Below are 26615 nucleotides of genomic sequence, written 5' to 3'. Positions count from 1 at the left end.
AGAGACGCCGGGTCCAGCCGGCGGCGCCCCTCAGGCGTCTGGGACCCGGCCGCGACTCGGCGCGACCGGGAGGACGGGGTCAGTCGAGGTAGTCGATGTCGTCCCACGGCTGGTGGACGTCACCGGTGTCGCGGTCGTCGTCCGGCACCTCGAGCTCCTCGAAGATCACCGGAACACCCGTCGAGATCAGGACGCTGACCTGGCGGTTGCCCACGATCACGAAGTCGACGAGGCCTCCTCCGGCCTGCGTCGCCTCGGTCGCCGACCGCTTCAGCTCGGCGACGTCGGTCCCCTGGGACAGCCCGTAGGTCTTGCCCTCGATGGTGACGGTGGTGCGGATCATGTGGCGCTGCTGCTCCTCGGCTCGATGGGTTCAGCGTACGAATCGCGACAGAGCGCTGCCAGGCCTTGCGGTGGACGCCCGCGGCTGCCACGGGTGAAGGGGCCGGCTGAGGCGAGCGGCGTCCGGAGCCGAGGCCGGAAGCAGCGTGACGGGCCGCTCGGGCGGATCCGCCGCTCCTGACCTCGGTTCCGGACACCGGGCGGCGGAGTCAACCGGGCGCGCTCCACGGAGCTCCCGCCGTAGCGTGGAACCTGTCCGCACGTTCCGCATCCAGCGACAAGGAGGATCCGATGACCGAGAAGAACACTCCCGAGGACCCGCAGACCACCGACCCCGAGCACGTCGACCCCGAGACGGCCACCGACCCCGAGGGCGACCCGGTCGAGAACCCGTCGGGCTGACGCCCGCACCGGAACGGCCCGCGGCCACCGGGACACCGCTGAAAAGGCGGAGTCCCGGGGGTCGCGGGCCGTTCCCGTGTCCGGCGCCGCCATACTGACGGAGTGCAGGCCGAGGACGACGAGCGCAGGGATCTCGAGCGGATCCTGTCGGCCCGACCCCGCGACGACGGCGCCGACCGGGACGAGCGGCGCGAGGCGCTGCGACGGCTCGGCGAGCTGGAGGCGGAGGACGCGCCTCCCGGAGTGACGCGGTCCGGCGCGCGGACCGGCGCCGCGCCGTCTGGAGCGCAGCCGGGCGCGGCGCATCCCGGGACGGCGATCGACTCGCGTCTCCCCCTGCCGGCGACCGCACTTCCGCTGTCGGCGACCGCCGGCTCCGGGACTCCGGAGTCGCCCGCCGAGCACCCCGACCGGCCGGCCCCGCGGACGCCGCACCCCCGCCGCCGCCTCGTGCTCGCCGCCGCGATCGTCGGCGGAGCCGCGGTCGGCGCGATCGTCCCCACCGCGCTCCTCCTCCCTCCGCCCGCGGACCCCGTCGCCCCGCCGACCGCCTCCGCGGATCCCGCCGACCGCTTCGCCGCGCTCGTCGAGGGCTGGGAGCCGACCACCGACGTCCCGCCGGGCCTCGCCCTGCTCGCCGGGGAGGCCGTCGTCTACGGCTCCGGGTTCGACACCGCCGAGAACGACCGCCTGCTGATCACCGAGCCGAACGGCACCACGGTGTGCCTCGCCGTGCAGCGCCCGGACGCGTCCTTCTTCGCCGGCTGCACCGGCTCGGAGGCGTTCTTCGCCGGGGAGCCCCTCCGGGTCAGCGGCACGACGCTCCGCAGCGGCGCCCCGGTGTACACGCAGATCCTGCTCCGCCCGGACGGGACGATCGAGGGCGGCTACCAGCTGGTGCCGGAGTCGCCGCAGCCCGAGGCGGCGGAGTCCGGAACGGTGGAGTCCGGGTCGGTGGAGTCCGGGTCGGCGGACCCCGCGACCAGCGAGCCCTGAACCGCCGAGCCCGCGACCAGCGAGCCGTGAGCCTGCGACCAGCGAGCCTCTAGGCGCGCGTCGCCTCCGCCGCGTCCGCGATCACCTCGGCCGCGGACGCCGTCCGCTCCCACACCGCGCGCTGCAGCTCGGCGCCCGTGCCCCGCGCCAGGACCCGCTCGACGCCGCACACCGCGACCTCCTCGTCGCCCGACTCCGCCAGCGCCCGACCCGCGTGGTCGAGCAGGCGTGCCAGTACCGCGGAGGCGGGGGCCGGGCAGCCGTCGACCGGATCGATGAAATCGCCGGTCGTGCCGTGGCGGCTCGCCAGCCACGAGGAGACGGCGATCACCGGAGTCGGCAGCGGCACGGGCGGGACCCCGGCGCCCGCGTCGCGCACGGCCGTCTCGGCGAGCGCCCGGATCAGGACGGCGATCAGCGCCGAGTCCTCGGCGTGCAGCGGGACGTCGGCGATGCGCACCTCGACGGTCGGGTGCGCACGGGAGAGACGGGCGTCGAAGTAGAGCATGCCCTCGTCCAGCAGCACGCCGCAGGAGGTGAGGGAGGCGACGACGCTCCGGTACTGCTCGACGTCGCCCCAGATGCCGACCGGGCCGGCGGTGGGCCAGCGCCCCCACGACTGGTAGCGCCAGCTGGCGAACCCGGTGTCGACACCGGCGCTCAGCGGGGAGTTGGTGCTCAGGGCGAGGAGGGCGGGCAGCCAGCCGCGCAGCCGGTCGAGGACCGCGATCCCCTCCTCCGGCGACCCGATCCCGACATGGACGTGCAGGCCGCAGGTGAACTGCTCGCGGGCGACGAGGCCGAAGCGCTCGGCCATCCGGTCGTAGCGCTCGTCGGCCGAGAGGTGCGGCTCGAACGCGGCGGGGCTGGTCGCGACCGCGACGGCGCGGGCACCGACCTCGCGGGCGGAGTCGTCGGCCAGGCGGCGGCCCTCGCGCAGTCCGGCCAGCAGCGCGTCGTACGTGCGGGCGGGCGAGCCGACCGCCTCGATCTGCTCCGCCTTGAGCTCGGCGGCCAGGGCGACCGCAGCGGAGCCGCGCACGGAGCCGAGCAGCAGCGGCGCCGCGGGCGTCGGGAGGAACGTGCCGGCGTCGACGAGGAGGTACTCCTCCTCCACCCCGAAGGTGCGGGCGCTCATCGGAGCGCCTTCCGCTCGAGTCCCCCGCCGCAGCCCACCCGGTCATCCCACCGTGCCGGGCGCCCGCCGAGCAACCGTCCTCGGCCGATGTTCAGCGTCGGGACGCCCGCGACGCCGGTCCGCGGGCGGGCTGTCAAGGCCGGGTGCAGCGGGGCGCGGAGCGGCAGGATCGGAGCACACCCAGAACCGGAGGTCCCCGTGCCCGACAGCACTCCCGAGCAGGCCGAGTACGACGTCGCCGTCATCGGCGCAGGACCCGCGGGGACGGCCGCCGCCCTCCGCGCCGCTGAGCTGGGAGCGCGCGTCGTCGTGCTCGAGGCCGCGCGCGTCGGCGGCACCTGCGTCAACACCGGCTGCGTGCCCACCCGCGTCCTCGCGAAGACGGCGCGGATGATGCGCGAGACCCGCTCCGCCGGCGACTACGGGATCGAGATCGGCACTCCCGTCCTCGACTGGGCCGCGACCGTGCGCCACGTGCACGAGCGCGTCGACCTGGTGCGCTCGATCAAGCGCGAGGCGCAGCGGTTCGAGGAGGCGGGGGTCGACCTGATCCACGAGGGCCGCGCCCGCTTCGTCGACGAGAGCACCCTCGTGCTCGACAGCGGGCGGCGGATCCGCGCGCGCTCGATCATGGTCTGCGTCGGCGGGCACTCGCGGCGGCTGCCGATCCCGGGCGCCGAGCTCGCGACCGTGCCGGAGGACGTGCTCGGGCTGACCGAGCTGCCGCGCCGCGTCGCCGTGATCGGCGGCGGCAACACGGGCGCCCAGCTCGTCACCGTCTTCAACGCCTTCGGCTCCGAGGTGACGCTCCTCGACGTCGCCCCGCGGATCCTGATGACCTCCGACTCCAGCATCTCCGAGCACGTCGGCGCCGCCTTCGAGCGCCAGGGCGTCCGCGTCCGCACCGGGATCGAGACGGTGTCGGGCATCGAGCGGCAGGACGACGGCTCGCTCGCGATCGCGTGGCGCGAGGGCGGCGAGGACCGCACGGCCGAGGTCGACGTGGTGATCATGGCCACCGGCTGGCCCGCCGACGTCGAGGACCTCGGACTCGAGAACGCGGGCATCGAGGTCGTCCGCTCGGCGATCCCCGCCGACCAGTACTTCCGCACCGTCGTGCCGCACATCTTCGCGGTCGGCGACGCGAACGGGCGCGACATGCTCGTCCAGGCGGCGCAGTTCGAGGCGGAGGCCGCCGCCGAGAACGCGGTGCTCGGCGCGAACCGGCGCACGCCCCAGTTCCTCCTGCCCGCGGGCGGATTCACGGACCCTGACTACGCGGGCGTCGGCTTCACGCAGGAGCAGGCCCGCGAGCGCGACCCGCAGTGCGTCGTCGCCTCGGTGCCGTTCTCCAATTTGGACCGCGCCGTCATCGACGACCGCGAGAACGGGTTCCTCACGCTGATCGCCGACCGGCGCCGCGAGCTGCTGCTCGGTGCGCACGCGGTCGGCGAGAACGCGATCGAGGTCGTGCAGTCGGTGACCACGGCGATGGCGGCCGGAGTCGACCTCGCGACCCTCGCGAACGTCCGCTTCGCCTACCCCACCTACAGCGCGGTGATCGGGATGGCGGCGCGCGCCCTGCTGGCCGAGCCGGCGCGCCCGACCGAGCTGGACTGACGCGCTACCCGATCCCCGGAGGCGGCGCCAGCCCCGAACCGGCGGCCCGCCGCCTCCGAACAACTGGAGACGGGCACTCCGCCCGCCCCGCCGAGAGGAACCCCTGTGCCGATCCCCGCTGTCGACTACAACCACGTCCGACTCACCGTCCGCGACATCGCCGTCTCGCGCCCCTTCTACGACTCCGTCTTCGGCTTCGACGTCGCCTTCGAGGCGCCGCCGGCCGACGCGTCGCCGGAGGAGAAGGAGCAGCTGGCGTTCGTGTTCGGCGGCGTGATCTACCAGTTCCCGGGCGGACTGCTCGGCCTGCGCCCCGTCGCGCCCGGCGACGACCGCTTCGACGAGGACCGGGTCGGGCTCGACCACGTCAGCTTCACCGTCCCCGACCTCGACGCGCTGAAGGCCGCCGCGGCCGTGCTCGACGACCTCGGCATCGCCCACGAGCCGATCAAGGACGCCGGCGGCATGAGCCTCCTCGAGTTCCGCGACCCCGACAACATCGCGCTCGAGATCACGTCCCCGAGCTGATCGGAGCAGCGCGCGTATCGAGATCTCCACGCACGAACGGGCAGGTCTCGATACGCCGCTTCGGGCTACTCGACCAGCAGAAGTCCCCGACATGCTGATCGAGTAGCGCGCTCAGCGCGCGTCTCGAGATCCTCGCGAACCCACGGAGCGCGGACTACGGACGACGTCGACGGTACGGAGTCGTCGTCGACACCCGGACCAGGCCCGCGCGCTCCAGGATGGGCCGCGAGTACTCGGTCGAGTCGCTGTGCACGAGGGTCTTCCCGAGTGCCTGTGCGGAGGCGGCGCGGGCGGCCGTGACCAGGCCGTAGAGCCCGCGTCCGCGGTACTCCGGCAGCGTCGCTCCGCCCCAGATGCCGGCGAAGGCGGTGCCCGGGACGGGCTCGAGCCGGCCGCCGGACGCCATGCGCCCGTCGACCTCGGCGACCCACAGCTCCATGCCGTCGCCGCGCGCCAGGCGGGCGACGAGCGAATCGGCGATCGACACGTCGACCTCCTCCTCGAAGGCGGCGTCGATCATGGCGCTGAACGCGCGGACGTCCGGCTCGTCGACGACCCGCCGCAGGACGACCCCCTCCGGGACCGGCCGGTCCGAGAGCAGTGCCTCGACCGGGCCGATCATGATCGATTCGGCCTCGTCCGGCGCGAAGCCGTTCGCGACGAGCGCGTCGTGCAGGCCGGGGGCCTCGTCGTGGCCGCGGGTCTTCCACTCGACGCGGGTGATGCCGGGATCGGCGTCGAAGTGCGCGCAGGCCGCGGCGACCAGGCGGGCGATCTCCGCGGAGGAGGCGCCGGCGAGGTCGCGGTAGGTGACGAAGCCGCGTCCGCCGGCGAAGGTCACCAGACGCAGAGGCCCCTCGCGCGTCACGGAGACGGCGCTCGGGGTCTCGGCGTCGGAGCGGAGCTGGTCGTCGTAGGCGCGGAGGTAGTCGGAGCTCATCGCCCCGACGCTACCCCCGGACCCGGGCGATCAGGTCCTGGATGAAGGGGATGACGTCCTTCGCCTGGTCGACGCTGGCGAATCCGGTCGCGACGAGCGGCCAGATCGAGCCGATGAGCGTCGCGATCACGGCGGCCACCGCGGCGACCCAGGCGAGGGCCGCGTTGCGGGAGAGGAACGCGACCGCGAGGCAGGCCAGGCCGACCGCGTAGCTGAGGACGATCGAGAGGACGATCGCGCCGACCGGGACGTCGAGCGCCCCGGCCGTGGTGCCGTCCGCCGCGCCGATCAGCCCGAGGACGGGCAGCAGCACGGCGACGACGACCACGAACGAGAGCACGACGCCCGTGCCGAGCGCGATCCAGGCCGCACGCGGCCTGCGTCGCGCGCCGTACGAGCGGGTGCGCACGGGACTACTCCCGACCGGCGGCGGACGACGCGCGGTCGTCCTCGGAGCGGTGGGCGTCGGCGTCGTCGGACGCGGCGTCGCGATCGGCCGCGGCCTCGTCGCGCTCGACGTGCTCGGACTCCTCCGCCGGAGCGACCTCGACGGTCGCGGTGCGGGGGTCGCCGTCGTCGTCCACCGGCTCGACCTGGACGCGGACCACGAACTCCGCGGTCTCGACGACGGCCGGGGCCGCGTGGGTCTCGACGCGGGGGTCGTCCTCGTCGCGCTCGGCGGCGCGCTCGGCGTCGGCCGTCTTCTGGGCGGCTGCGCGCTCGTCGCGCTCGTCGGCCGCACGGTCCATCGCGTCAGCGGCGTCGTCGGCGGCGTCCGCCAGACGTCCGCGGGCGGAGTCGACGGCACCGGAGACGGCGTCGCGAGCGTTCCCGGCGGCCTCCTTGGCGGAGTCGCGGGCGTCGGACGCGGCGCGCTTGGCGGTGTCGACGAGCGGCTCCTCGTCCTCCTCCGGCTTCTCGATCGGGTCGAACGGGCCGTGGACGTCGGTCGCCTCGACGTTGACGACGACGTGGCCGCCGGCGACCGGCTCCGCCACGCGCTGCACCTGATCGCGCACGGCGTCCAGGACCTCGCGGACGGGGTGGGGGTACTCGACGACGAGGTCGATGTCGACGGTGGTGACGCCGTCGGCCTTCGAGACCGTGACTCCAGGGACGGTGCTGGTGCCCAGCACGCGGCGGGAGGCGCGGTCGAGGCCGCGGGCGACGGCTCCACCGAGGTGGTGGACGCCGGACACGCGCTGGGCGCTCTCGCCGGCGGCGGTCGCGACCCGGCTCTCTGTCGACTCGGGCTCGGACGGCTTCCCGTCGCGGCGGGCGGACTCGCGCCGGCTCTGCTCGTTCGGGGTCGGCTGCTCATCGGTGCGGATGAGCTCGACGGTGCCGGGCTCCATCGGATCGGACATGGGGTGCTCCTTCAGAAAGACTTCCATCCCGCCTGAGCGGGGCTCTCCGGCCCTCCCGATCGGGAGGGCCGGACGGTGGTGCCGGCGGCTACTGCACGCGGGCGGTGCCGCTCATCTTCGTCCGCAGACCACTGACGATCTGGATGACGACGGGCGTCTCCTCGCCGAGGAGGGCGTCCCACTGGCGGACGGCCTGGTCGACCGTCTGCCGGGTGCGGGCGGGCGAGGCGCCGCGGCGGGTGTGCGCGGTGACGCGCAGCACCTTCTGGTGCTTGATCTCGAACGCGGTCACGTCGACCGCGACGATGGACGGCTCCTGCGACAGGGCCTCCTCGAGGACCTGCTCGGCGACCTTCGCGTCGATGGTGACGGAGCCGCCCGTGGGCGTCCCCGCTCCCTCTCCCGAGCCGACGCGCAGCAGCGTGGAGGTGCGGCCGCGGCCCTGGCGCACGATGAAGCGCACCAGCAGCAGGATGAGGACGAGCGCGACGACCGCGATGACCCAGAGGATCCACGGGGTGCCGCCCGAGAGGGCCTGGCTCGTGGGGTCGGCCGCGTCCTGCGCGGCGGTGGACACGTTCTCCTGCACCTGCGGGAGCAGCGACCCCACCGCGACGGCGCCGCCGGCGAGGAGGAGGACGAGGCCCACGACGAACAGGAGCAGCCGGTTGAGGAATCGGTTCGTGGTGGTCATCAGCGGACCGTTCCCTTCTCGGACAGGCGCACCTTGGAGCGCAGGCGCGGGGTGCAGTCGAACGTGGCGAGCTCGGCGTCGACGGCCTCGCGGATCGGCGTGACGTCGATGCTGCGGCCGGAGGTGCGGGAGACCGTCACGTCGACGACGCGGGATCCGACCGACACCGACACGTTGTCGGGGTCGACGTCACCGGCGTAGCCGGCGGTGCGCGCGACGGCCTGCGCGATGACGCGGTCGTCGACGATCGCCGCGGTGCGGTCGGTGCTGACGGCGCGACGGCCGCGGCGGCCGGGCTTGAGCGACACGACGATCAGGACGAGCCCGATCAGCGCGAGCACGGCGCCGGCGGCGGCGGTCAGCGCGATGGGCGCCGCGGCCGCGTTGAGCAGCGAGGACGCTCCGTCCTGCGGGGCCACGAGCAGCGCGGGCTGGCCGAGGACGGCGAGGACCGCCTCCGTGCCCAGCCACGCGAACAGGAGGATGAGCAGGACGGCGAGGACGATCGCCGATCCGGAGCGGGACGAGTGCGTCTCGCGCCGCACCAGGCGCGGGTAGAGCGCCCGGCCGGCAGTGGTGGGAGTCGTCACGACACCCTCCTTCGTTCTCGGAGGTCGGCACCGGTGATCCGGAGGTCGACCCGGCCGATCGTGGAGCCCGTCAGTTCTAGGCAGCGCGAGCGGATGGTCGTCTGCGCCCGGCTGAGTCGGTCCAGCAGCGTCCCGGAGGAGCGGCGGCCCGTCTCGCCCAGGGGCGTGACGTGGATGGGGGCGTGCGCGACGACGTGGAGGCGTCCTCCCTCGTCGTCGAGCTCGACGGACACATCGGACGAGTCCACGTCCAGCGCCTCCGCGGTGACGGCCGACACGACTCGGCGCACGGCGCGCGAGCTGATCGTCGTGCGGCCGTGGCTGGCCTCGTCGGCCATCACCGCCGCGGTCACGAAGACCGCCGCCCGCGGAGGGTGTCGCCGAGGGAGCGCAGGTCGAGCTTGCCCTCGACGACCCGCCCGACGCCGTAGCCGATCGCCATGGCGAGGGCGACCCAGAGGAGCGCCCAGAAGCCGAAGACGAGAGCGGTCAGCGCGAGGACCGCGCCGAGGACCAGGCCGATGTGGGACGGAGTCACTTGACGCGGCTCTCGGTCTCGTCGTCCTTGTCGTCCGAGGGGATGAAGACGTCGGAGATGGTGACGTTGACCTCGGCGACCTCCATGCCGACGACCGAGGAGATGGCCTCGGAGACGGCGGAGCGGATGCTGTCGGCGAGCTTCTGCAGCGCGACGGGGTACTCGGCGACGACGGTGATGTCGGCGGCGACCTGCTTCTCGCCGACCTCGACGGAGATGCCCTGGCCGCGGTCCTGCGCGTTGATCGCGTTGCGGATGGCGCCGATGGCGCGGGCGGCGCCGTTGCCCAGGTCGTGCACGCCGGGGACCTCGCGGGCCGCGATGCCGGCGACCTTCTCGACGACGCCGTCGGCGATCGTGTTCTTGCCGGCCGAGGTGGCGGTGCCGTGCTTGGCCGAGGAGGCGTTGGCGAGGCTGGTGGGGGTGACGTTGGTCATGATCTTCTCCAGATGGTCAGAGGTCGTGGCCGGGGCCGCGGTGCTCACGATCCGTGGCACATGATGAAGACGTGGCCCGGGGCTCGGACGTCCCGGTGGCTCAGCCAAGGTGCAGGGAACGTCGAGCGGAGATGCGTTTCGCGGCCACCGGCGTCCACAGGCTCCTTCGGCGCACTCGCTGAGCGGCCAGCGGAGTGCACAGCCGCGTCAGGCCGCGGTCGCCGTCCCCGCCGGGAGCCGGCGGTCGCGCCGACGGGTGAGGGCGCGGCGCCAGGCGGGGCTCCACCGCTCCTCGGCGACCGCGTTGACGCCCCACGACAGCAGGAGGACGACGAGGAAGGCGACGAGTCCGGCTCCGTCGCGGCCGATCAGCGGCCAGAGCGCGCTGACGATCGCGCTGCCCACGACCAGATGGAGGATGTAGAGCGAGTAGCTGATCCGCCCGAGCCAGAGCAGCGGCGCCCATCTCAGCACGGCGGTCCGGCGCCGCATCGCGACGACCGTGACGGCCGCGCAGACGCCGAGGACGACCGCTCCGTCCGGCCCGCCGTGGAGGAGCTGGGCGTTCAGGGCCGCGATCAGAGCCGCCGGCACGGCGAGGAGCTCGAAGCGCCCCTGCCGTCGCGAGAGGAACAGCAGCATTCCGACGCAGAAGAGGGGTCCGTACTCGGCCAGCGTCAGGTTCGCCAGGACCCGGACGGCGACCGGCGCCGAGACGACGTCGACGCCTCCCGAGGCGAGGTGGGCGGCGACGGAGGCGGTCGCGGCGACGCCGAGCCAGACGACCACCAGCACGCGGACCAGCCGATCCGTGAACCGGCACTTCGTGAGGACGAGCACGAGCAGCACCAGCAGGTAGAACTGCATCTCGACGGCCAGCGTCCAGAACGCGCCGTTCACGTTGGGCACCAGCAGCAACCGCTGCACCATCGTGAAGTTGAGCAGCAGCTCCAGCGGCGTGAGGTCGGTGCCGGGGACGCGGGCGAGAGCGCCGACGACGATCGAGACGACCACCGCGATCCAGTAGGCCGGGTAGAGGCGGCTGACGCGGGAGATCGCGAAGTCCGACGGCCGCCGCGCGCGGTCCGCGGACATCAGGATCACGAAGCCGCTGATGACGAAGAAGAGCTGGACGCCGAACTCGCCGAACGGGAGCGCGACGGATCCCGGCGGTGCATCCGGATGATCGAGCGAGAACGCGGTGGTGAAGTGGTAGACGACCACGCCGAGGGCGGCGAGGCCGCGCAGACCGTCGAGCTCGACGAAGCGTGACGCCACGGCTCCCCCGCTCCGGAGCCCCCGCCCCTCGCTCGAGTGTTCCAGAGCGCTCCGGCCGCCCGCGCGTCGGCCGTCCGTCGTTCCGCGCCGCGCCCGGCACCCGCCTCGACCCGCATCCCGGCGGCGGAGGCGCGGGGAGGGCGGCGCTCAGCTCTCGGGACGGATGCGGAGCGCGCGGGCGAGGGCATGCCGACCTGACCGAGCGGTTCGTCGCGGATGCGATCGCGTCGGCCTCGCGCATGACCGAGCGCGGACTCCTCCCCGCGGAGGAGCAGCGCGTCAGGCCGAGTGCAGGTGGCGGTCGAGCGTCATCCAGTTCTCGCGGCTGAGACGGGCGGCGCCGTCGGTGTCGCCCGCGCGGAGGGACTCCACGATCGCGCGGTGCTGCTCCACGGATCCGCGGGCCGCCAGGGAGGCGAAGCGCTGGCGCTCGGCACGGCGGATGAGCGGAGTGGCCTGCTCGAGCACGTCCTCGATCATCCCGTTGCCGCTGAGCCCGGTGAGCACCGCGTGGAACGCGTCGTCGGAGCGCAGCGCCAGCTCGACGTCGCCCTCCGCCAGCGCCCGCGCGAAGTCGTCGTTCGCCGACTCCATCGCGGCGAGCGCCTCCGGAGTGACGGCCGGGCCGGCGAGGCGCGTGGCGAGCTCGTGCATGGCGGCGGCGATCTGCTGGGCGTCGCTGATGCTCTCGGCCGTGGCGGGGGTCACGATCGTCGCCCGGCCGGGCTTTGCCGAGACGAGGCCGACGCGGGCCAGCCGGAGCAGCGCCTCCCGGATCGGCGTCCGGCTGACTCCGAGCCAGGCCTCGAGCTCCTGGTCGCGGAGGCGCTCCCCCGGCTCGAACGTCCCGTCGACGATCGCGTCGCGCAGGGCACGGTAGACGTCGTCGCGGAGGAGGGACCGGGGGGTGACGGCGGTCGTCTTCGGGATGGGCATACGACGACGATAGCACCGCGCGATATATTGCATATGTCACTCCACCGCCGCCACCGGCGTCACTCCACCGACACCGCGCCCGCTCCGCCCACCGCGAGCCGAGTGTCGAGCGAGAGCGGCTCCCACCGGTCGCCCGAGCAGAAGTCGACGCGGTCCCGGTCCAGTCCGCTCGTCGTCACGACCTCGCGGCCGTCGAGCACGATCAGCGTCTGCACCCCCTCGTCCTCGGACCGGTCGGGCCCGGACCAGGAGATCCCGGTCCGCTCCTCGACCGACTCCGGCGACTCGTAGGGGCAGACGACGAGGAAGTCCGAGCCGTCGACGCCGTCCACCTCCGCGAGGGCGAAGGATCCGCCCGCCGCGGCCTCGGCTGCGTCCTCGACGGCCGGGCCGGGATCGGCCGCGCCCGCGCAGCCGACGAGCAGCAGCGCGGACGAGAGGACGACCGCGGCAGCCCGGGTCCGGCGGCCGGAGGCGGCCCCTCGGCCCGCCCGCCCCGTCACCGCGTCGCCCGCACCGCGTCGAGGATCAGCTCCGCGACCGCGTCCGGCTCCGAGACCGTCACGGCGTGCGACGCGTCGATCTCGACCGCGGTGGAGCGGGCGCGCTCGGCCATGAACCGCTGCGACTCGGCGGGGACGGCGAGGTCCTGACGCGTGATCAGGGTCCAGGAGGGGATGCTCCTCCACCCGGCCGCCGTGGCCGAGTCCTCGAGCGCGGCGGCCGCGATCGGCCGCTGGGTCGCGGCCATCAGAGCGGCGGTGGGCTCGTCGACGTCGGCCGCGAAGACCTCGCGGAACCGGTCCTGCTGGATGTAGAGGTCGTCGCCGGAGAACCCGCCGGACGCGAAGGGGACGGGGGTCAGGGCGGGGCCGAGCTCGCCGCCCGGGAACCTCCCGGTCAGCTCCCCGGTGCTCTCGCCCGGCTCCAGGAGGAAGCTGGCGACGTAGACGAGCGCCCGCACGTTCGCTGCGCCCTCCGCCGCCTCGCTCGCGACGGAGCCCCCGTAGGAGTGGCCGGCGACGACGACGGGTCCGTCGATCCCGTCGAGGACGCTGCGGAGGTACTCGGCGTCGGGGGCGAGCCCGCGGAGGGGGTTGGCGACCGCGAGGACGGGCAGGCCCTCGGCGAGGAGCCGGGAGGCGACTCCGTTCCAGCTGGACGACTCGGCGAACGCGCCGTGGACGAGGACGACGGTGGGCCGGTCGCCCTCAGGGGTGAACGCGGACGTGGACATGGCTGCTCCTTCGGGATGAGGTGGTCGGATGACTGCATGCAATATATTGCATGCAGGCAGAAGAAGGCGAGAGAGTGGCGGGGAATTCCCGAGGCGGATGAACGGAGTGGTCCGGTCGCCTGGTCGGGGCCTCGCGCCCTCCCGGCGAGCCGAGCGGTCGGCTCCCGTCGTCATCGACCTGCGCATGCGCGCCGACGTCGCCCGGAGTGAGACGCTCTCGACGGAGTGGATGCCTCCTGCCGGGCCGTTCCTGGGTGGAGGCGCGCGGACACGATGCCCCCACCGGCGCCGGAGAAGCCTCGCGCTCCTCGATGAGCGAGAGGACATAAGCTCGCACACGTGGCAGCCGGCGCAGTGATGTACAACTTCGCGATACAGCTGGCTGATGTGGACCGCGGTGTCTACGAGGACATCACGTTGCGGGCCGCTCGGCACCCCTCCGAGACCGACGCGTACATGATGACGCGCGTGCTCGCGTACTGCCTCGAATACGTGGAGGGGATCACCTTCAGTGAGGGGATCTCGTCGACGGCGACCGAGCCGGCGGTGCTGGTCCGCGATCTCACCGGCAGGCTGACCACGTGGATCGAGGTGGGCGCGCCGGACGCCGAGCGACTGCACTTCGGGAGCAAGCTGGCCGACCGCACGACGGTCTACACGCATCGCAACCCGGAGAAGGTGATCGCGGCGTGGTCCGGCAAGCGCGTCCACCAGCTCGAGCAGATCACCGTGCAGAGCTTCGACCAGGGGTTCCTGGATGCCGCGGTCGCGGTACTCGAGCGCCGCAACACGCTGACCGTGTCGGTCGTCGAGGGGCAGCTGTATCTCGAGCTCAACGGCGTGACGTCGAGCAGCGACATCCACGTGCATCAGCCGGGCTGAGCCGGCGCCGAGTGTCACGAGGTCCGTGTCCGGAAGACCGGTCGGAGGACACGAGAAGCATCCTCCGAAACGGCCCCTCGGGACGCACCCGGAGACGACGAGGGCCGGCACTGCCGTGAGACGGTCCGGGCCCTCGGGCACGCTGGGGCTGCGCGTCAGCGGCGCAGCGTGTGGCTCGGCTTCTCGTCGAAGCGCACCTGGTAAGCGCTCGCGAAGCGGCCGAGGTTGCCGAAGCCCCACTCGCGGGCGACCGCGGCGACGGTGGTCGAGCAGGGGTCGCCGGCGACCAGGTCGGAGTGGGCGCGGTCCAGGCGCACGTCGCGCAGGTAGACCGACGGCGACACCCCGAGGTGCCGCTTCGTCGCCTGCTGCAGTGTGCGGGTGTGCAGTCCGGCCGCGCGGGCGGCGTCGGCCGGGGTGATCGGCTCGTGGGCGTGGTGCTGGAGGAAGTCGAGCGCGACACGGGTGCGGGAGGCGGACGGGCGCCGGAGCACGGCCGGCACGTCCCACGCGCGCCACGGGAACAGCAGAAGCAGCACGCGGGCGAGGTCGAGCTCGGCGGTGAAGCGCACGAGCGGAGTGATCGCGGCCGTCGCGAGCGCGGCGCTCGCCTCCGTCACCGCGGCGCGCCAGCGGGCGAGGACGCCGGGGTCGGCGTCCGCCCCGTGGTCGAAGGAGACGGGCTGGCGGGGGCCGGCGTGCGTCTCGGTCGCGACGTCCTCGAGGAACCCGGGGGCGAAGTGGATGAGGTTCTGCCGGTGCGGCTCGAACTCGAGCCCGAACTGGCGCTCCGCAGGGAACAGGAACGGGGCGGACAGCGCGCCGGTCCGGGTGAATGGCGGCAGGTTCAGGCGTCCGCCGCCGGCGCGGAACCAGCCGACGACGTACTCCTTCAGGTGGGGGACCTGGCCGGTGAGGGCGCCGGAGCAGTCGGAGGTGCGCAGGGTCACCCGGTCGCTGCCGCGGACGGCGTAGCGGTAGGAGAAGCCGCGCTGCGACGGAGCGACGCGGAACTCCCCTCCGCCGTACGCCTCGGAGTAGACGGCGGACGCGGCGGACGGATCGTCGCCGGAGGCTTCGTAGCGCCGGTCGGCCCGCTCGTCGCCCGCGAACGGGCTGCCGAGGGTGAAGGTCGACTCGCTCATGACGTCCGCCCGGGGCGGCGGCGGAGGGAGCAGTGCATGGGGACTTCTTCCGGGTTCGGGGTCCGTGCGCTCGGGGGGACGCACGAGGGGTACGGAATCAAGACGTGTCGAGGAGCCGGAATGTCACGAATCCCGTCTCGAGACGTCCCCCATCGGCGGCACTCGCAATCCGGCCAGCGGATTCGGCGGCCCGTTGTCAAGGCTGGTAGTCATGCCGGACGGCGCCCCACACTGAGGGCATCGGCGCGCGGGGACACCGCGCGCGGGACCGCGGAGGAGGCGCTCATCGACGACGACCCCCTCCTGAACGCGTCCGACGCGACCCTCGCCGCGCGCGCCGTCGACGGCGACGTGCAGGCGTTCGAGCAGCTCGCCCGCCGCCACGGCGCCCTCATGCGCGTCTACGCCGCGAAGCTCCTCGGCTCCGAGGCGGAGTCCGAAGACGTGGTGCAGGAGGCGTTCCTCACCGGCTGGCGGCGTCTGGCCGATCTCGACAGCCCGGCGCACATCCGCAACTGGCTGATGCGCATCGTCACCCACAAGGCGATCGACCGGATCCGCGTCCGCCGCCGCCACGACGACATCGACGACTGGGATCCGCCCGCGCCGCCCGAGCACTCGCCCGAGCGCATCGTGGAGGCGCGACTCCAGCTGGACGCGGTCTGGGAAGCGCTGGACCGATTGCCTGCTGATCAGCGACGCTGTTGGCTACTCCGCGAGACCGCCGGCTACAGCTACCAGGAGATCGCCGACGCTCTCGAACTCCCCGTCTCGACGGTCCGCGGCCTCCTCGCCCGGGCCCGTCGATTCCTGCTCCACGAATTGGAGGCATGGCGATGACCGACGACGCCGCCGTGCCCGAGGACGACCTCGACGGCCACACGCTCGAGGAGCTGGGCGAGTACCTCGACCGCGGCCGCGAGCCGCGCGACCCCTCGATCGAGAACTCGGCCGCGTGCCGGCTCGCTCTCGCGAACCTCACCCGCCTCACCGAGCTCTCGGCGCGGGCGCTGCGCCAGGAGGCCGACCGCGAGCCCGACCGCGACGAGGTCTGGATCGCCGGCCTGCTCGACGCGATCCGCTCCGAGGTGCGCTCCGGCCGCGACATCCCCGTCCGCCACCCCGACCCGACCCTCCGCCTGGCGCTCACCGAGGCGGCCGTGCGCGGGATGATCCGTCGCGCCGGCGACACGATGGGCGGCGTCATCATGGGCCGCTGCACCCTCGACGGCGACGTCTCGGCTCCCGGCGCCGTGGTGCGGATCGACGTGACCTGCGCCCTCGAGTTCGGCCTGCCGGTCGCCGTGGCCGCCGACCGCCTGCGCGAGCGCATCCGCTACGCCCTGGAGCGCCACACCGAGCTGACCGTCGGCGCGATCGACGTGACGGTCGACGACGTGTACCCCCACCGGGAGGAGCGGGAATGACCGACGACACCGAGCTCTCGCAGCGGCTGACCGCCGAGATCCGCGACATCGAGGGAGTCGCGGGGGTCTACCCCGCCCAGCCGATCGTCGAGGCCGCGGCCGACGCGCTCGCCGTGAAGCTGGACCTGCGGCAGCCCGACGTGCTGGTCGACATCGACCGGTCGGAGGGGTTCACCACGGTGAGCGCGCACATCGCCGCGTCCGCCGCACTGCCGGCCCCCGAGACGCTCCGCCTGGTGGGCGAGCGGATGCACGCGCTGCTCGCCGCCGACCCGTCGGTCTCGGGGCCGCTCGCCGTGAACGTGAAGGTGCGCCTCATCGAGGATTCGGGGCGCGCCGAGCACTGAGCGGGGCCGCCGCCGCCCCCCCTCCCGCGAGAGGCCACCCGAGTACCTCGCGCGACGTGCCGCGTACCGAGGTGGCGTCTCGCGGAAGGGATCAGGGGCAGCCCGTCCGGGTCAGCAGGAGACGAGGCGGTCGAAGCGGGACGCGACTCCCGAGCTGTCGCTGAACTTGCGGTTGATGACGCTCATCGTGTTGCAGCCGCTGTCCGGGCCGTTCCTCCAGATGACCTTGACGTTGCTCGCCTGGTCGCAGTGCCACCACACCGTGACCTGCGCGCGACCCAGGGAGTCGCGCTGCGAGCGGACCTCGCAGCAGTTGCCCGGGCCGCCGTTCCGGTAGACGAGCTGCCCGGCGGAGGCGGGGGTAGCGACGGCGACGGCCCCTCCGAGGGCGAGGGCGATCGCGGCGAGCGTGGCCGTGAGACGACGGTGCATGGTGTTCTCCTTCGAACGGGCGATCGGAGGCGACGGCGGCCGCCCCTCTGCCAGCACCCTGGACCCGGCCCGGCCGAGCCCGGTCGTGAGCTTTCGTGCCGGAGATCACCCCGCCTGGAGGGTGGGGGGAGAGCGAGTACTCCTCACTAGCGTCGAGGCGCGTGCAGCTGCGCGCCCCTTCGACGCAGAGGACTCGCCATGCCTTCACGACTCCTCGACCGGCCGCGACTCGCCCTCGCCCTCGCAGCCCTGTGCCTCGGAGTGCTGGCGGCGACACCCCCGCAGGCGGTCGCCGCCCTCGCACCGGCGTCCGCGACTCCGACCGCCTCGTCCGCCGGCCAGGCCGTCACGGCGGCGCCCGCCGACGCCCCGGGCTGGACCACGCTCCTGCGCGACGACTTCACCGGGCCGGCGGGCGCGCCGGTCGGGAGCCAGTGGGAGCACGAGGTCGGCACCTGGGGCACCGGGGCGGTCGACCGGACGACCGCGTCGACGGCGAACGTCTTCCTCACGGGCGGCGGCGCTCTGGGCATCCGCGCCCTCCGCGACTCCGCCGGAGCATGGACGTCCGGGCGGATCGTCACCGCCGACAAGTCGTTCTCGGCGCCGGCGGGCGGCCGACTGCTGATGACCGCCTCGATCCAGCTGCCGGACGTCGCGCAGGCCACCGGCTACTGGCCCGCCTTCTGGGCTCTCGGGCGGGACGCGAACGCCGTCATCGACTGGCCCGCGACCGGCGAGTTCGACATGCTCGAGGCCGTCAACGGCACCGCCCAGGTGATCCAGACGCTGCACTGCGGAGCGCCGGACGGCGGCCCCTGCGACGAGCCCGCCGGCCGGACGAGCGGGATGCTGGACTGCGCGTCCTGCGTGACGGGGTTCCACCGCTACTCCGCCCTGCTCGACCGGACCGTGCCCGGCGACGAGCGCGTGGAGTTCCTCGTCAACGGCGTCACCCGGCACGTGGTGCGGGAGTCGGAGGTGGGGACGGCCGCGTGGCAGGCCGCGGTCCCGAACGACGTGCTGCTGATCCTGAACCTCGCCATCGGGGGCGGGCTGCCGAACGGCGTGTGCGGGTGCGACAGTGCAGCCGCTCCGAAGAGCTCCGGCGGGACGATGCTCGTCGACCACGTCGCGGTCTACCGGTCCGACGCGGCGCCGGCTCCGGTCGTCGTCGGGACCGCCGCGGTGGGCGCGACCCTGTCCTCCTCCGCCGGCCGGACGGGACCGCTCGTGCATCGCTGGGCGGCGGGAGGCGTCGACATCGCGGGAGTGACGGGTCCGGATCTCGTGGTCCCCTCCTCCGCGGTCGGCAAGCGGGTGACCGTGACGGTGAGCGCCGCCGACGGCTCCGGCCCGACGACCTCGCAGCCGACCGCACCGGTCGCCGCCGGCACCCTCGGCGCCGCGACGCCGACCGTCACGGGCACGGCCCGGGTCGGAGCGGTGCTCACGGCAGCCCCGGGTCCGTGGACGCCGACCCCCGTCAACCTCACCTACCGGTGGAAGGCGGACGGCGCGGCCATCGCGGGAGCGACGTCGCCGCGGTTCACGCTCACGAAGGCTCAGGCGGGGAAGCGGATCACGCTGACCGTCACCGGGACGAAGACCGGCTACTCCACCGCGAGCCGGACCTCCGCGGCGACGGCGGTCGTGGGACGGTGACGGGCGCGGGCTGTCCCCCGCCCGCCACCGTGTCTCAGACCTCGCGCTTGCGGCGAGGAGCGATGCGCAGGACGGCGGTCCCCGCAGCGATGAGGGCGAAGGCCGCGAGGGCGAGCCAGACCGAGTCGAACCCGGTCATGGCGAGCGTTCCGGCACCGACTCCGGCTCCGGCGGCTGTTCCGATGTGGTTGTACATGTCTCTCTCTCTGTTTCACCAGTCGCGCCGACGGCGTGTCAGCGCATCCAGGTAGGCCTTGGTGTGGACGACCTGCAGGAACAGGTCGACGACGAGCTCGTACATCGACGCGGCGGCGAGCATGTACCGCCAGCCGCGGTCGCGGACCGTCACGATCCGCTCGACGACGAAGATCGCGGTGACGGCCAGCCAGAACGGCTGGAGGCTCAGCTCGCCCCAGCCGACGGCGTAGACGATCGTGGCCAGGTAGACGTAGGTGATGATGCAGCCGAACATCGTGAGCAGCTGGCGCCCCCAGTAGGGAGCCGTGACCCGCGTGAAGCCGTACTGCACGCAGTTCTCGACCGCTCCGCGCTTCCAGCGCAGGCGCTGACGCCAGAGGTCTCCCCAGGTCGGCATGACCTCGGTGACGAGGGTGCAGCCGGCGGGGCTCAGCACGTCGTAGCCGAGGTGGCGGATCGCGAACGTGAGCTCGTTGTCCTCGGTGAGGACCGTGGTGTCGTAGATGCCGCCGATGCCGTCTCCGGAGGGGAGGGAGCCGGCCAGGCGGGCCGCGCTGATGCGGCGCATCACGGCGACCTGGAGCACGGCCGCGGTGCCCGTGACGACGAGGCACTTCCCGTTCAGCCGGCGCACGTCGCGGGCGTAGCGCGCGTACTCGTTGCGCTGGAGGTGGCCGACGAAGCCGCCGCCCTCGCCGCCGCGGAACACTCCTCCGACCGCGCCGATGCCGCCGTGCAGCCTGCCGCGGGCGATCTCGAGGAACCCGGGGTCGAGCGCGGAGTCGGCGTCCTGCACGAGAACCAGGTCGTCGTCCTGCAGCCCCGGGAGGACCTCGGCGAGGAACTGGTTGAGGCCGCCCGCCTTCTTGTGGCTGTTCCCGACGGTGACGAAGACCTCGGCGCCGTGCGCGAGAGCGATCTCGACCGTGGCGTCGGTGCAGTTGTCGGCGATGACGACGATCCGGTCCGGCGGCCAGGTCTGCCGGCGCAGGCCCTCGATCGCCGCGGCGATCCCGGCCTCCTCGTTGTGGGCGGGGAGGGCGGCGACCAGGTCGCCGATGCGCGACGAGGCGCGGCGGCCGCTGCGGGGGCGCGTGCCGGCGATCGGGGTGGATGCCGGAGGGAGCCGGTCGGCGTCGACGGAGGGGAGTGCGGTGCGCTCGAGGACCGCGGCGGGGGCCGGCGGACGCTCGAGCAGCGCGGTCGGGGCGGCCGAGCGCTCCAGGAGCGCGGTCGCGGCGGACGGACGCTCGACCACGGCGGTCGGCGCGGCCGGACCCTCGACCATCGCGGCCCGACGCTCCAGGACAGCGGTCGCGGCGGCCGGTCGCTCGACCACTGCGGGCGGGGCGGCCGGACGCTCCAGCACCGCGGTCGGGGCGGCGGGGACCGTCACCGCTCCGGCAGGCGTCGCGGACGCGAGGCGGCGCGGAGCGGAGACCCGCTCGCGCCCGGAGCGGGCGGCACGGCGTCCCGAGAGCGGGCGCGAGGCCGTCTCGTCGTGCGCCTCCCAGGTCGCCCGGCGACGGGGAGCCGCCGGCTCGTCCGCGCCGTGGCCGGGCTGTGTGCTCATGACTGTTCCTCTCCGCGGCCGGGGGCCGATGTGCGCTGATGAGCGCCCGCGCGGAACGGAGGTCGTCGCCGGGGTGGGCGCGACCCGAGTGAGGATCGGCGTCCGACGGGGGGATCGGAGCAGGGCCTGACAGAGGACAGCATCGGGGGTGCTGCGATCAACCTAGGGGCACGGAGATGATGGAAGCAAGTGAATTTTGTCACCCTAAAGGGGCCACGCAAGGTCCTTGCGGCTTCTTCGTCTTCGTCGTAGTAGGTCAGTCGGCTCGCCGAGCCTCCTCCACACCCGGCGCACCCCTCTCCGCTCGGCCCCGCGGCGGGCTCTTCGGGGGTCGGCGGCGCTCTTGTGCGCCGAGCCGCCGGGGTCCACCATCGAGCGACGGCCCCCGCCCGGGGCGGCCGCACCCGACGGGTCAGGGGCGCCATGCGGTCGCGAGGTCTGCTCTTCTGCCTGATCCCGCCGATCCTCTGGGGCGGCATGCTGCCGGTCGCGGACAGCATCGCGGCGACGGTCGACTCCTTCTTCATGACCCTCATCCGCTACACCGCCGCCGCGGTCGTCCTCGCCCTGCTGCTCGCCCGGGCGGAGGGGCTCCGCGCCTTCCGGCTCGACGGCCGCGGGTGGCGGCTGGCGCTGCTCGGCGCCTCCGGATTCGCCGGCTTCGGCCTGCTCGCCTTCACGGCTCTGCGTTTCACCTCGGCCCCGAACGTCAGCCTGATGATGGGGATGATGCCCGCGATCGGCGCGGTGCTCGCGAGCATCGGCGCGCGTCGCCTGCCGCCGGCCGCCACCGTCGGCTGCATCCTGCTCGCGCTCGCCGGAGTCGCGCTCGTCGTCACCCGCGGCGACGTCGCCCTCCTCCTCGACGGCGAGCTGGGGTTCGGCGAGCTGCTCGCCCTGCTCGGAGCGATCTGCTGGGTCGTCTACACGCGCGGAGCCGCGGCCTTCCCCGGCTGGTCGGCGCTGCGGTACTCGACGCTCACCACCGCGCTCGGCTGCCCCTCGATCGCCGTCGCGGTCGCCGTGGCGACAGTCACCGGCTCCGCGCACCCGCCGACCGGGGCCGAGGTGCTCGCGGCCTGGCCGCAGCTGGCCTACCTGATCCTCCTGGCCGGCGTCGTCGCCGTGCTGCTGTGGAACGCCGGCATCAAGCTGCTCGGCGCCCTCAACGGCACGCTCTTCCAGAACCTCGTCCCGGTCACGACCTTCGCGATCAGCATGGCGGGCGGCTACCGGCCGGGGCCCGTCGCCCTGCTCGGCGCGGCCATCGTCGTGACGGCGCTGCTGCTCAACAACTGGGCGACGCGGCGCGCGGCCGCGGTCGCCGCGCGTCCCGCGGCGGTGCCGGCTCCGGTGCGCTGAGCGCACCGCGGGAGCCTCCCGCTCGGGGCGTTCACTGGTCGGAGTTGCCGGCCCAGCGGACGGAGCCCTGCGCCTCCTCCTTGCTGATCGGGGACACTGTGCGGCAGTGCGAGCACTCGAGCAGGTAGCGGGTCGAGACGGTCAGGACGGGGACGAAGAAGAGCGAGAGGCGCGTCCGGCGGCGGAGGATCCGCTGCTCGTCGCGCTGCCCGCAGACGCGGCAGACGAAGACGAGCGTCCGGAGGAGGTCCTCGACGGCTCGGGTCCCGAAGATGAGGAGCATGCGTTCGAGCGTAGGGAGCAGGGCGCGCTCGGCGGAGGGGGTTGCCGGGGCGCCGTCGCCGCGTAGCGCCGGGCGCAGACGACCACGGCGAGCGCCGTCTCGAGCAGGTCGCCTCCGTAGAACAGCAGGAGCGCCGCCTGGCGTCCGGTCTCGTCCGGCGCCTCCGCGTAGAGCACGGTCGCGAGCAGCCCGTGCGCGGCGATGCCCGCTCCGAGCACGCCCAGGCGCAGGCCGAACGGGGCGCGGTGCGGGTTCGGATCGACTCCGGCGAGCGCCGCCGTCAGCAGGCAGCCGCTGAGGAGGAAGTGCACGCTGAGCGCGAGGTGCAGCAGCGGATCGGCGTGCGCGGCGGCGAGCAGTCCGGTCGCGTGCACGAGCCAGAGGGAGCCCGTCGAGAGCAGGAGCGCCGTCACGGGGTGGGCGAGGAGACGGGCCGGGCGGCTCCGGAGCAGCCGCGAGAGCCGTCGGGCCGCGGTGACGTCGAGCGCGCGCAGGGCCAGGGTGACGGGGGCCGAGAGCACCAGGAGGAGCGGCGCGAGCATCCCGAGGACCAGGTGCGTCAGCATCGCCCCGCGCGGATCCGCGTGCGACCACTCCGCGAGCGGACCCGTGAAGCAGAGCGCCGCGGTCGCGAGCCCGCCGAGGAGCAGGGCGGTGCGGTGCAGCGGCCACGGCCGTCCGCGCCGCCGCTCGAGTGCCGCGGCGCCCCCTCCGAGCGCCGCCGCCGCGGCCAGCGGGACCAGGAGCAGCAGGCCCGGGTCGAGCAGGGAGTGGTCGGCGTGCGGGGTCACGCCGTCGCGCGCCGTCGCCGAGGCAGGAGGAGGAGCCCCGCCGCGAGCAGCACCGCTCCCGAGGCGATCCAGACGGAGTCGTAGAGCAGCAGGTCGACGTCGTAGCGCACCTGGTGCACCCGGAGCAGCTTGTGGTCGACGACTCCGTCCCACAGCTGGAACAGCCCCGCCCCCGTGAGCCCCGCGGCCCACGCCGTGCGCGGACGCAGAGCGGATCGGCGCCGGGCGTCGGCGAGCAGGAAGCCGCCGCCGACGAGTGCGAGGATCTCGGCCGCGTGCAGCAGCCCGTCCGAGAGCAGGCCGATCGCCGGAGTGGAGCGGTCGTAGAAGTGGTGCCAGGCGAGGATCTGGTGGAAGACGATCTCGTCGACGGCCGCCATGAGGCCGACTCCGATCAGGAGGCCGCCCTGGAACGCCCGGTCGCCGCGGAGTCCCCGACGCCGCATCCGGTCCCCTCCCGATCGAGTGCCGGGGCCCCGGGATCCCGAGACCCCCGCGCCTCCTCCCGAGGCCCCGCCACCAGGGAAGCGGACGCCCGGATCGCGGCCTAGAGGGTTGACTCCTCGCGCCCGCGCCGGTCGTGCTGCCCCTCCGCTACGGGCTGGGCCGACGAGGCGCAACCCCGCGCGAGGGGCGCTCCCGTTCGGGAGAGTGGAGGCATGCAGCAGCTGACCTACGCCTCCAAGAGCTTCGTGACGACCGACGCCGTGACCGAGGCCCTCCTCGACCTGGTGACCGCGATCGACCGCCAGGAGCACTCCGAAGCGGTCACGGTCCCGGCGTTCACCGAGGACGGCGAGCTCATCGAGGCGAAGATGACCCTCGACGCGAGCAGCGAGCTGGTCGCCGTCCCCGTCGAGGTCTCCATCAAGGACGAGGAGTCGACCACCGGCGCCGTCGAGGCCGCCGTCGAGGACATCCGCTCCCGCATCAAGAGCAACCGCGCCACGATCGCGCGCCCCGTGATCGACGAGGACCCGGAGCCCTACAACTACGAGGAGTTCTGAGGCGCGCCTGCGGGCCTCAGCATCTCCGCGGCTCCGCACTGAGGTGCCCCGGATCTGCTCACGACACGCCGGAGCGGCCGGCCGATCCGAGCACCACAGCGCGGATCCTCGCCCTGCGCCTCTTGACCGGCGGCACCGCAGGGAGTCGGATGAGTGCGTGCGCGCGCTGGTCCCCGTCTCCGATCCGTGGTCCGTCGACGGGAGTGGGCGGACGGACGACGGGCCGGTCGACGACCTCTCGGTCCGCGCCGAGCGGGACGCCGGCTCGTACTCGGTCCGCACGCTGCGGCTGACCGGTGTCCGCCTCGGCCCGCGTGGCTCGGTGCACGGAGTGGTCACCGACCCGGTCGCGACGGCCGCGCTCGCGATCGGCTCGCTCCTCCTCTCGGTGATCCCCGCCGGCCTGCCCGGGGACCGGGCGCGAGCGGCGATGGTGGCGGCGGAGGCGCGGGCCCAGGAGCTGGCCGCCGACCGGCCCGCGTGGGACGTGAGCCCCCTCCCCCTCGACGGGATCGACTACGCGCTCTTCACCCGGACCCTGCCCGAGGGCGCCGTCGCGCACGCCGACCTCGGCTGGGCCGTCGTCGCGCTGTGGAGCACAGGCCCGCTCCCCCGGGGCCCCTTCCACCTGCTCGACGTCCCCGACGAGCCCGTCCAGCGCTGAGTCGCCCGGATCGGCTCGCGACACACCGCAGCGGGGAGCCGATCCGGGCGACTCAGCGAACGGGTCAGCGCACTCAGCGCGGGGTCACGCGCCCGCGACCGTGGAGCCGCGCACCAGCAGCTCGGTCGGCAGCAGCGTCACGCGCTGCACCTCCTCGCCGGCCAGGAGGCGCACCAGCACGTCCGCCATCGCCTCGCCGAGGCCCGTGGAGGGCTGGCGCACCGTGGTGAGGCGCGGCTCGCTCGCCTCGGCGAAGTAGTCGCCGTCGAATCCCGCGAGCGCGATGTCGCCCGGCACCGTGAGGCCGCGCTCGCGCAGCGCCGTCAGGGCGCCCGCCGCCATCTGGTCGTTGGAGGCGAAGACCGCGTCGATCGGCCGGCCGGAGTCGAGCAGGCGGCGCATCGCCGTCGCGCCGTCCTCGGGCGAGTAGTCGCCGTACTCGACGAGCGAGTCGTCGAGCCCCGCGGCGGTGACGGCCGAGCGCCAGCCCGACAGGCGGTCGATCGCGGCGGGCATGTCCTGGCGGCTCGCGATCATCGCGGGGGCCGTGCGGCCGAGGCCCAGGAGGTGCTCGGTGACCGTGCGCGCCGCTCCGGTGTTGTCGACGTCGACGAAGTAGCTGCCGCCCTCCTCCGTCAGCGGCCGCCCGCCGAAGACCACGGGGAGCGAGGCGCCGAGCTGCGCGTAGGAGTGGTCGCCGCTGTGGTGCGAGACGACGAGCGCGCCGTCGACGTTGCCGCCGAGCAGGTAGCGCCGCGTCTTCTCGGGCGCCGCCTCGGACGCGATCACGATGGTGAGCGTGTACTCGGTGCCGGCGAAGGCCATCGCGGCGCCCTGCACGACCGAGGCGAGGAACGGATCCGCGAACACCTTCGCCGCCGACTCCGGCACCACGAGCGCGACGGTCTGCGTGCGGCGGCTGGCGAGGGAGCGCGCGGCGCGGTTGGGCACGTAGCCGAGCTGCTCGATCGCGGCGAGCACGGCCGTCCGGGCGCCGTCCTTCACGCGCGGGGAGTCGTTGACGACCCGGCTGACCGTCGCGCGGGAGACTCCGGCCAGCGCGGCGACGGCTTCGAGGGTCGGGGCGGCCGAGGCGGTGTCGTGGGTCATGCGGGCCTTCCTCGCGGGTGCCTCCGAGGCTAGCCGAGCGCCGGAGGAGTGGGCTCGTGCGGGGCGTCCGCGGCGTGAAGGGGCGCGGATCGCGGCCATTCGGGGGTGATGCGGGGCGGCGGAGCGGGCCGGAGGAGTGAGTCCGCGGCCTGCGAGGGCGCGGATCGCGACCGTGCGGGGTGGCGTGGCTGACGGCGGCATCGGGAGCGCGCCCTCGGCGATGGCCGACACGACCGGCGCGCAGCGATCGATCGCCCGCCGCCGGCGGCAGGCCGCCCTCGTGACCGTCAGCGCCCGCGGCGGAAGCGCGCGAGGAGACTCCGGAGCCGCTCGGCCTGCCGGTCGGTGAAGTCGTTCGACAGCCGGAACGCCTCGCTCGTCGGGTCCGCCCCGTTCGCGACATCGCGGATGGCGCGCAGCGCCTGCTCGGACGGCGTCGGCCCGTCCCCCGGACGCGGCTGCGCCGGCCCGCTCGAGGGGTCCTCGTCGCGCGGGTCCTTCGGCTCCATGTCGCCTCCTCCGCGCCAGCCTAGGCGGCGGCAGGTCGGGCCAGGAGGCCCGAACGGGGCGTGATCGGCGGGATCCTGCGCGGCAGTGGTCGGGATGCTCCGAGCACGACGACCGGCCGGGTCGCGAACCCACCGGCCGCCCAGTGCACTGCCCGATCCCTCCCCGCAGCCCCCGAC

34 protein-coding genes are annotated in these 26615 nt (G+C 74.0%); 11 read left to right on the top strand and 23 right to left on the bottom strand.

Going from position 1 to position 26615, the window contains the following annotated elements:
* Positions 1-79 precede the first annotated feature (79 nt).
* Positions 80-343 carry a hypothetical protein gene (locus tag C5C57_RS12375; RefSeq protein ID WP_104224053.1) on the bottom strand — a complete coding sequence of 88 codons (264 nt, stop codon included), beginning with the start codon at positions 341-343 and terminating at the stop codon, positions 80-82.
* Between the two features lie 503 nt (positions 344-846).
* Between C5C57_RS12375 and C5C57_RS17795 the strand changes: the two genes are divergently transcribed.
* Positions 847-1740, top strand: a complete 894-nt coding sequence (locus tag C5C57_RS17795) for a hypothetical protein (RefSeq protein ID WP_146078798.1) — start codon at positions 847-849, stop codon at positions 1738-1740.
* Positions 1741-1789: 49 nt separating this feature from the next.
* Here C5C57_RS17795 and C5C57_RS12365 read toward each other — a convergent pair whose 3' ends face one another.
* Positions 1790-2878 (bottom strand): glutamate--cysteine ligase, encoded by a 1089-nt coding sequence (locus tag C5C57_RS12365; protein WP_104297666.1) that lies wholly within the window; start codon positions 2876-2878, stop codon positions 1790-1792.
* 198 nt (positions 2879-3076) lie between these two features.
* Here C5C57_RS12365 and C5C57_RS12360 point away from each other — a divergent pair, with 198 nt between their 5' ends.
* Entirely contained in the window at positions 3077-4498 is a 1422-nt protein-coding gene (locus tag C5C57_RS12360) for an NAD(P)/FAD-dependent oxidoreductase (protein ID WP_258063244.1), read from the top strand.
* A gap of 105 nt (positions 4499-4603) precedes the next feature.
* The gene (locus C5C57_RS12355; RefSeq protein ID WP_104223996.1) at positions 4604-5026 is read left to right on the top strand and encodes a VOC family protein; all 423 of its coding nucleotides are present in this window, start codon (positions 4604-4606) and stop codon (positions 5024-5026) included.
* Between the two features lie 154 nt (positions 5027-5180).
* Here C5C57_RS12355 and C5C57_RS12350 read toward each other — a convergent pair whose 3' ends face one another.
* The 12 genes from C5C57_RS12350 to C5C57_RS12295 form a co-directional block, all read right to left on the bottom strand.
* Entirely contained in the window at positions 5181-5966 is a 786-nt protein-coding gene (locus tag C5C57_RS12350; RefSeq protein WP_104247234.1) for a GNAT family N-acetyltransferase, read from the bottom strand.
* A 10-nt stretch (positions 5967-5976) separates the two neighbouring features.
* The gene (locus tag C5C57_RS12345; RefSeq protein ID WP_104247233.1) at positions 5977-6375 is read right to left on the bottom strand and encodes a hypothetical protein; all 399 of its coding nucleotides are present in this window, start codon (positions 6373-6375) and stop codon (positions 5977-5979) included.
* Between the two features lie 4 nt (positions 6376-6379).
* Entirely contained in the window at positions 6380-7333 is a 954-nt protein-coding gene (locus C5C57_RS12340; protein ID WP_181027147.1) for an Asp23/Gls24 family envelope stress response protein, read from the bottom strand.
* Positions 7334-7421: 88 nt separating this feature from the next.
* Positions 7422-8027: a hypothetical protein gene (locus C5C57_RS12335; RefSeq protein ID WP_104238125.1), complete on the bottom strand. Its 606-nt coding sequence runs from the start codon at positions 8025-8027 to the stop codon at positions 7422-7424.
* Positions 8027-8617: a DUF6286 domain-containing protein gene (locus C5C57_RS12330; RefSeq protein WP_104225847.1), complete on the bottom strand. Its 591-nt coding sequence runs from the start codon at positions 8615-8617 to the stop codon at positions 8027-8029. Before C5C57_RS12330 ends, C5C57_RS12335 begins: the two co-directional genes overlap by 1 nt.
* On the bottom strand, positions 8614-8970 hold the full coding sequence (locus tag C5C57_RS12325; protein WP_258063245.1) for a hypothetical protein: 357 nt from the start codon (positions 8968-8970) through the stop codon (positions 8614-8616). Before C5C57_RS12325 ends, C5C57_RS12330 begins: the two co-directional genes overlap by 4 nt.
* Complete coding sequence (locus tag C5C57_RS12320) at positions 8967-9155, bottom strand: DUF2273 domain-containing protein (RefSeq protein WP_104223990.1); 189 nt, start codon at positions 9153-9155, stop codon at positions 8967-8969. The genes C5C57_RS12325 and C5C57_RS12320 overlap by 4 nt, the downstream gene beginning before the upstream one ends.
* Positions 9152-9592, bottom strand: a complete 441-nt coding sequence (locus C5C57_RS12315; RefSeq protein ID WP_104223989.1) for an Asp23/Gls24 family envelope stress response protein — start codon at positions 9590-9592, stop codon at positions 9152-9154. The genes C5C57_RS12320 and C5C57_RS12315 overlap by 4 nt, the downstream gene beginning before the upstream one ends.
* A 207-nt stretch (positions 9593-9799) precedes the next feature.
* Positions 9800-10870, bottom strand: a complete 1071-nt coding sequence (locus C5C57_RS12310; RefSeq protein WP_181027146.1) for an acyltransferase — start codon at positions 10868-10870, stop codon at positions 9800-9802.
* A gap of 279 nt (positions 10871-11149) precedes the next feature.
* Positions 11150-11806 carry a GntR family transcriptional regulator gene (locus tag C5C57_RS12305; protein WP_104247230.1) on the bottom strand — a complete coding sequence of 219 codons (657 nt, stop codon included), beginning with the start codon at positions 11804-11806 and terminating at the stop codon, positions 11150-11152.
* A 59-nt stretch (positions 11807-11865) separates the two neighbouring features.
* Positions 11866-12309, bottom strand: coding sequence for a hypothetical protein (locus C5C57_RS12300; RefSeq protein ID WP_104247229.1), 444 nt, complete (start codon positions 12307-12309; stop codon positions 11866-11868).
* The gene (locus C5C57_RS12295) at positions 12306-13043 is read right to left on the bottom strand and encodes an alpha/beta fold hydrolase (RefSeq protein ID WP_104247228.1); all 738 of its coding nucleotides are present in this window, start codon (positions 13041-13043) and stop codon (positions 12306-12308) included. Before C5C57_RS12295 ends, C5C57_RS12300 begins: the two co-directional genes overlap by 4 nt.
* A gap of 339 nt (positions 13044-13382) precedes the next feature.
* Between C5C57_RS12295 and C5C57_RS12290 the strand changes: the two genes are divergently transcribed.
* Positions 13383-13925: a YaeQ family protein gene (locus C5C57_RS12290; protein WP_104247227.1), complete on the top strand. Its 543-nt coding sequence runs from the start codon at positions 13383-13385 to the stop codon at positions 13923-13925.
* A 155-nt stretch (positions 13926-14080) separates the two neighbouring features.
* Here C5C57_RS12290 and C5C57_RS12285 read toward each other — a convergent pair whose 3' ends face one another.
* Positions 14081-15070 carry a helix-turn-helix transcriptional regulator gene (locus C5C57_RS12285; RefSeq protein ID WP_104247226.1) on the bottom strand — a complete coding sequence of 330 codons (990 nt, stop codon included), beginning with the start codon at positions 15068-15070 and terminating at the stop codon, positions 14081-14083.
* 351 nt (positions 15071-15421) lie between these two features.
* Between C5C57_RS12285 and C5C57_RS12280 the strand changes: the two genes are divergently transcribed.
* The 3 genes from C5C57_RS12280 to C5C57_RS12270 are packed head-to-tail and all read left to right on the top strand — an operon-like array spanning position 15422 to position 16844.
* Complete coding sequence (locus C5C57_RS12280) at positions 15422-15910, top strand: RNA polymerase sigma factor (protein WP_244248147.1); 489 nt, start codon at positions 15422-15424, stop codon at positions 15908-15910.
* Positions 15907-16497 carry an Asp23/Gls24 family envelope stress response protein gene (locus C5C57_RS12275; RefSeq protein ID WP_146076902.1) on the top strand — a complete coding sequence of 197 codons (591 nt, stop codon included), beginning with the start codon at positions 15907-15909 and terminating at the stop codon, positions 16495-16497. Before C5C57_RS12280 ends, C5C57_RS12275 begins: the two co-directional genes overlap by 4 nt.
* The gene (locus tag C5C57_RS12270; RefSeq protein ID WP_104223972.1) at positions 16494-16844 is read left to right on the top strand and encodes a hypothetical protein; all 351 of its coding nucleotides are present in this window, start codon (positions 16494-16496) and stop codon (positions 16842-16844) included. The genes C5C57_RS12275 and C5C57_RS12270 overlap by 4 nt, the downstream gene beginning before the upstream one ends.
* A 111-nt stretch (positions 16845-16955) precedes the next feature.
* Here C5C57_RS12270 and C5C57_RS12265 read toward each other — a convergent pair whose 3' ends face one another.
* Positions 16956-17276 (bottom strand): hypothetical protein, encoded by a 321-nt coding sequence (locus C5C57_RS12265; protein ID WP_104297665.1) that lies wholly within the window; start codon positions 17274-17276, stop codon positions 16956-16958.
* A 198-nt stretch (positions 17277-17474) separates the two neighbouring features.
* On the opposite strand from C5C57_RS12265, the gene C5C57_RS12260 reads away from it, so the two are divergent.
* Complete coding sequence (locus tag C5C57_RS12260) at positions 17475-18941, top strand: family 16 glycosylhydrolase (protein ID WP_104297664.1); 1467 nt, start codon at positions 17475-17477, stop codon at positions 18939-18941.
* 34 nt (positions 18942-18975) lie between these two features.
* On the opposite strand, the gene C5C57_RS18155 is transcribed toward C5C57_RS12260, so the two are convergent.
* Both C5C57_RS18155 and C5C57_RS12255 read right to left on the bottom strand, forming a co-directional pair.
* The gene (locus tag C5C57_RS18155) at positions 18976-19137 is read right to left on the bottom strand and encodes a hypothetical protein (protein WP_167305255.1); all 162 of its coding nucleotides are present in this window, start codon (positions 19135-19137) and stop codon (positions 18976-18978) included.
* Positions 19138-19152: 15 nt separating this feature from the next.
* The gene (locus C5C57_RS12255) at positions 19153-20712 is read right to left on the bottom strand and encodes a glycosyltransferase family 2 protein (RefSeq protein ID WP_258072376.1); all 1560 of its coding nucleotides are present in this window, start codon (positions 20710-20712) and stop codon (positions 19153-19155) included.
* Positions 20713-21135: 423 nt separating this feature from the next.
* On the opposite strand from C5C57_RS12255, the gene C5C57_RS12250 reads away from it, so the two are divergent.
* A complete protein-coding gene (locus C5C57_RS12250) occupies positions 21136-22074 on the top strand; it encodes a DMT family transporter (RefSeq protein ID WP_104247223.1) in 939 nt (312 codons plus the stop codon).
* Positions 22075-22105: 31 nt separating this feature from the next.
* Here the strand turns inward: C5C57_RS12250 and C5C57_RS18660 are convergent, their stop codons facing one another.
* From C5C57_RS18660 to C5C57_RS12235, 3 genes are read right to left on the bottom strand one after another with little or no spacing between them, the layout of a single operon-like run.
* Complete coding sequence (locus C5C57_RS18660) at positions 22106-22264, bottom strand: hypothetical protein (protein ID WP_374953052.1); 159 nt, start codon at positions 22262-22264, stop codon at positions 22106-22108.
* Positions 22216-23148, bottom strand: coding sequence for a cytochrome c oxidase assembly protein (locus C5C57_RS12240; RefSeq protein ID WP_104247222.1), 933 nt, complete (start codon positions 23146-23148; stop codon positions 22216-22218). Before C5C57_RS12240 ends, C5C57_RS18660 begins: the two co-directional genes overlap by 49 nt.
* Entirely contained in the window at positions 23145-23594 is a 450-nt protein-coding gene (locus tag C5C57_RS12235; RefSeq protein WP_104247221.1) for a DUF2243 domain-containing protein, read from the bottom strand. Before C5C57_RS12235 ends, C5C57_RS12240 begins: the two co-directional genes overlap by 4 nt.
* A 213-nt stretch (positions 23595-23807) precedes the next feature.
* Between C5C57_RS12235 and C5C57_RS12230 the strand changes: the two genes are divergently transcribed.
* Both C5C57_RS12230 and C5C57_RS12225 read left to right on the top strand, forming a co-directional pair.
* Positions 23808-24155: a hypothetical protein gene (locus tag C5C57_RS12230; protein WP_104223965.1), complete on the top strand. Its 348-nt coding sequence runs from the start codon at positions 23808-23810 to the stop codon at positions 24153-24155.
* Positions 24156-24312: 157 nt separating this feature from the next.
* Positions 24313-24819, top strand: coding sequence for a hypothetical protein (locus C5C57_RS12225; RefSeq protein ID WP_104247220.1), 507 nt, complete (start codon positions 24313-24315; stop codon positions 24817-24819).
* 84 nt (positions 24820-24903) lie between these two features.
* On the opposite strand, the gene C5C57_RS12220 is transcribed toward C5C57_RS12225, so the two are convergent.
* Both C5C57_RS12220 and C5C57_RS12215 read right to left on the bottom strand, forming a co-directional pair.
* Positions 24904-25929, bottom strand: coding sequence for a LacI family DNA-binding transcriptional regulator (locus tag C5C57_RS12220; protein ID WP_104223963.1), 1026 nt, complete (start codon positions 25927-25929; stop codon positions 24904-24906).
* A 287-nt stretch (positions 25930-26216) separates the two neighbouring features.
* The gene (locus C5C57_RS12215) at positions 26217-26438 is read right to left on the bottom strand and encodes a hypothetical protein (RefSeq protein WP_104225836.1); all 222 of its coding nucleotides are present in this window, start codon (positions 26436-26438) and stop codon (positions 26217-26219) included.
* Positions 26439-26615: the final 177 nt, after the last annotated feature.

This window comes from Rathayibacter sp. AY1C5, from assembly GCF_002931705.1.
GTDB lineage: Bacteria > Actinomycetota > Actinomycetes > Actinomycetales > Microbacteriaceae > Rathayibacter.
Note: the sequence above shows the minus strand (reverse complement) of the source record. Positions and strands in the feature narration are given on the sequence as shown.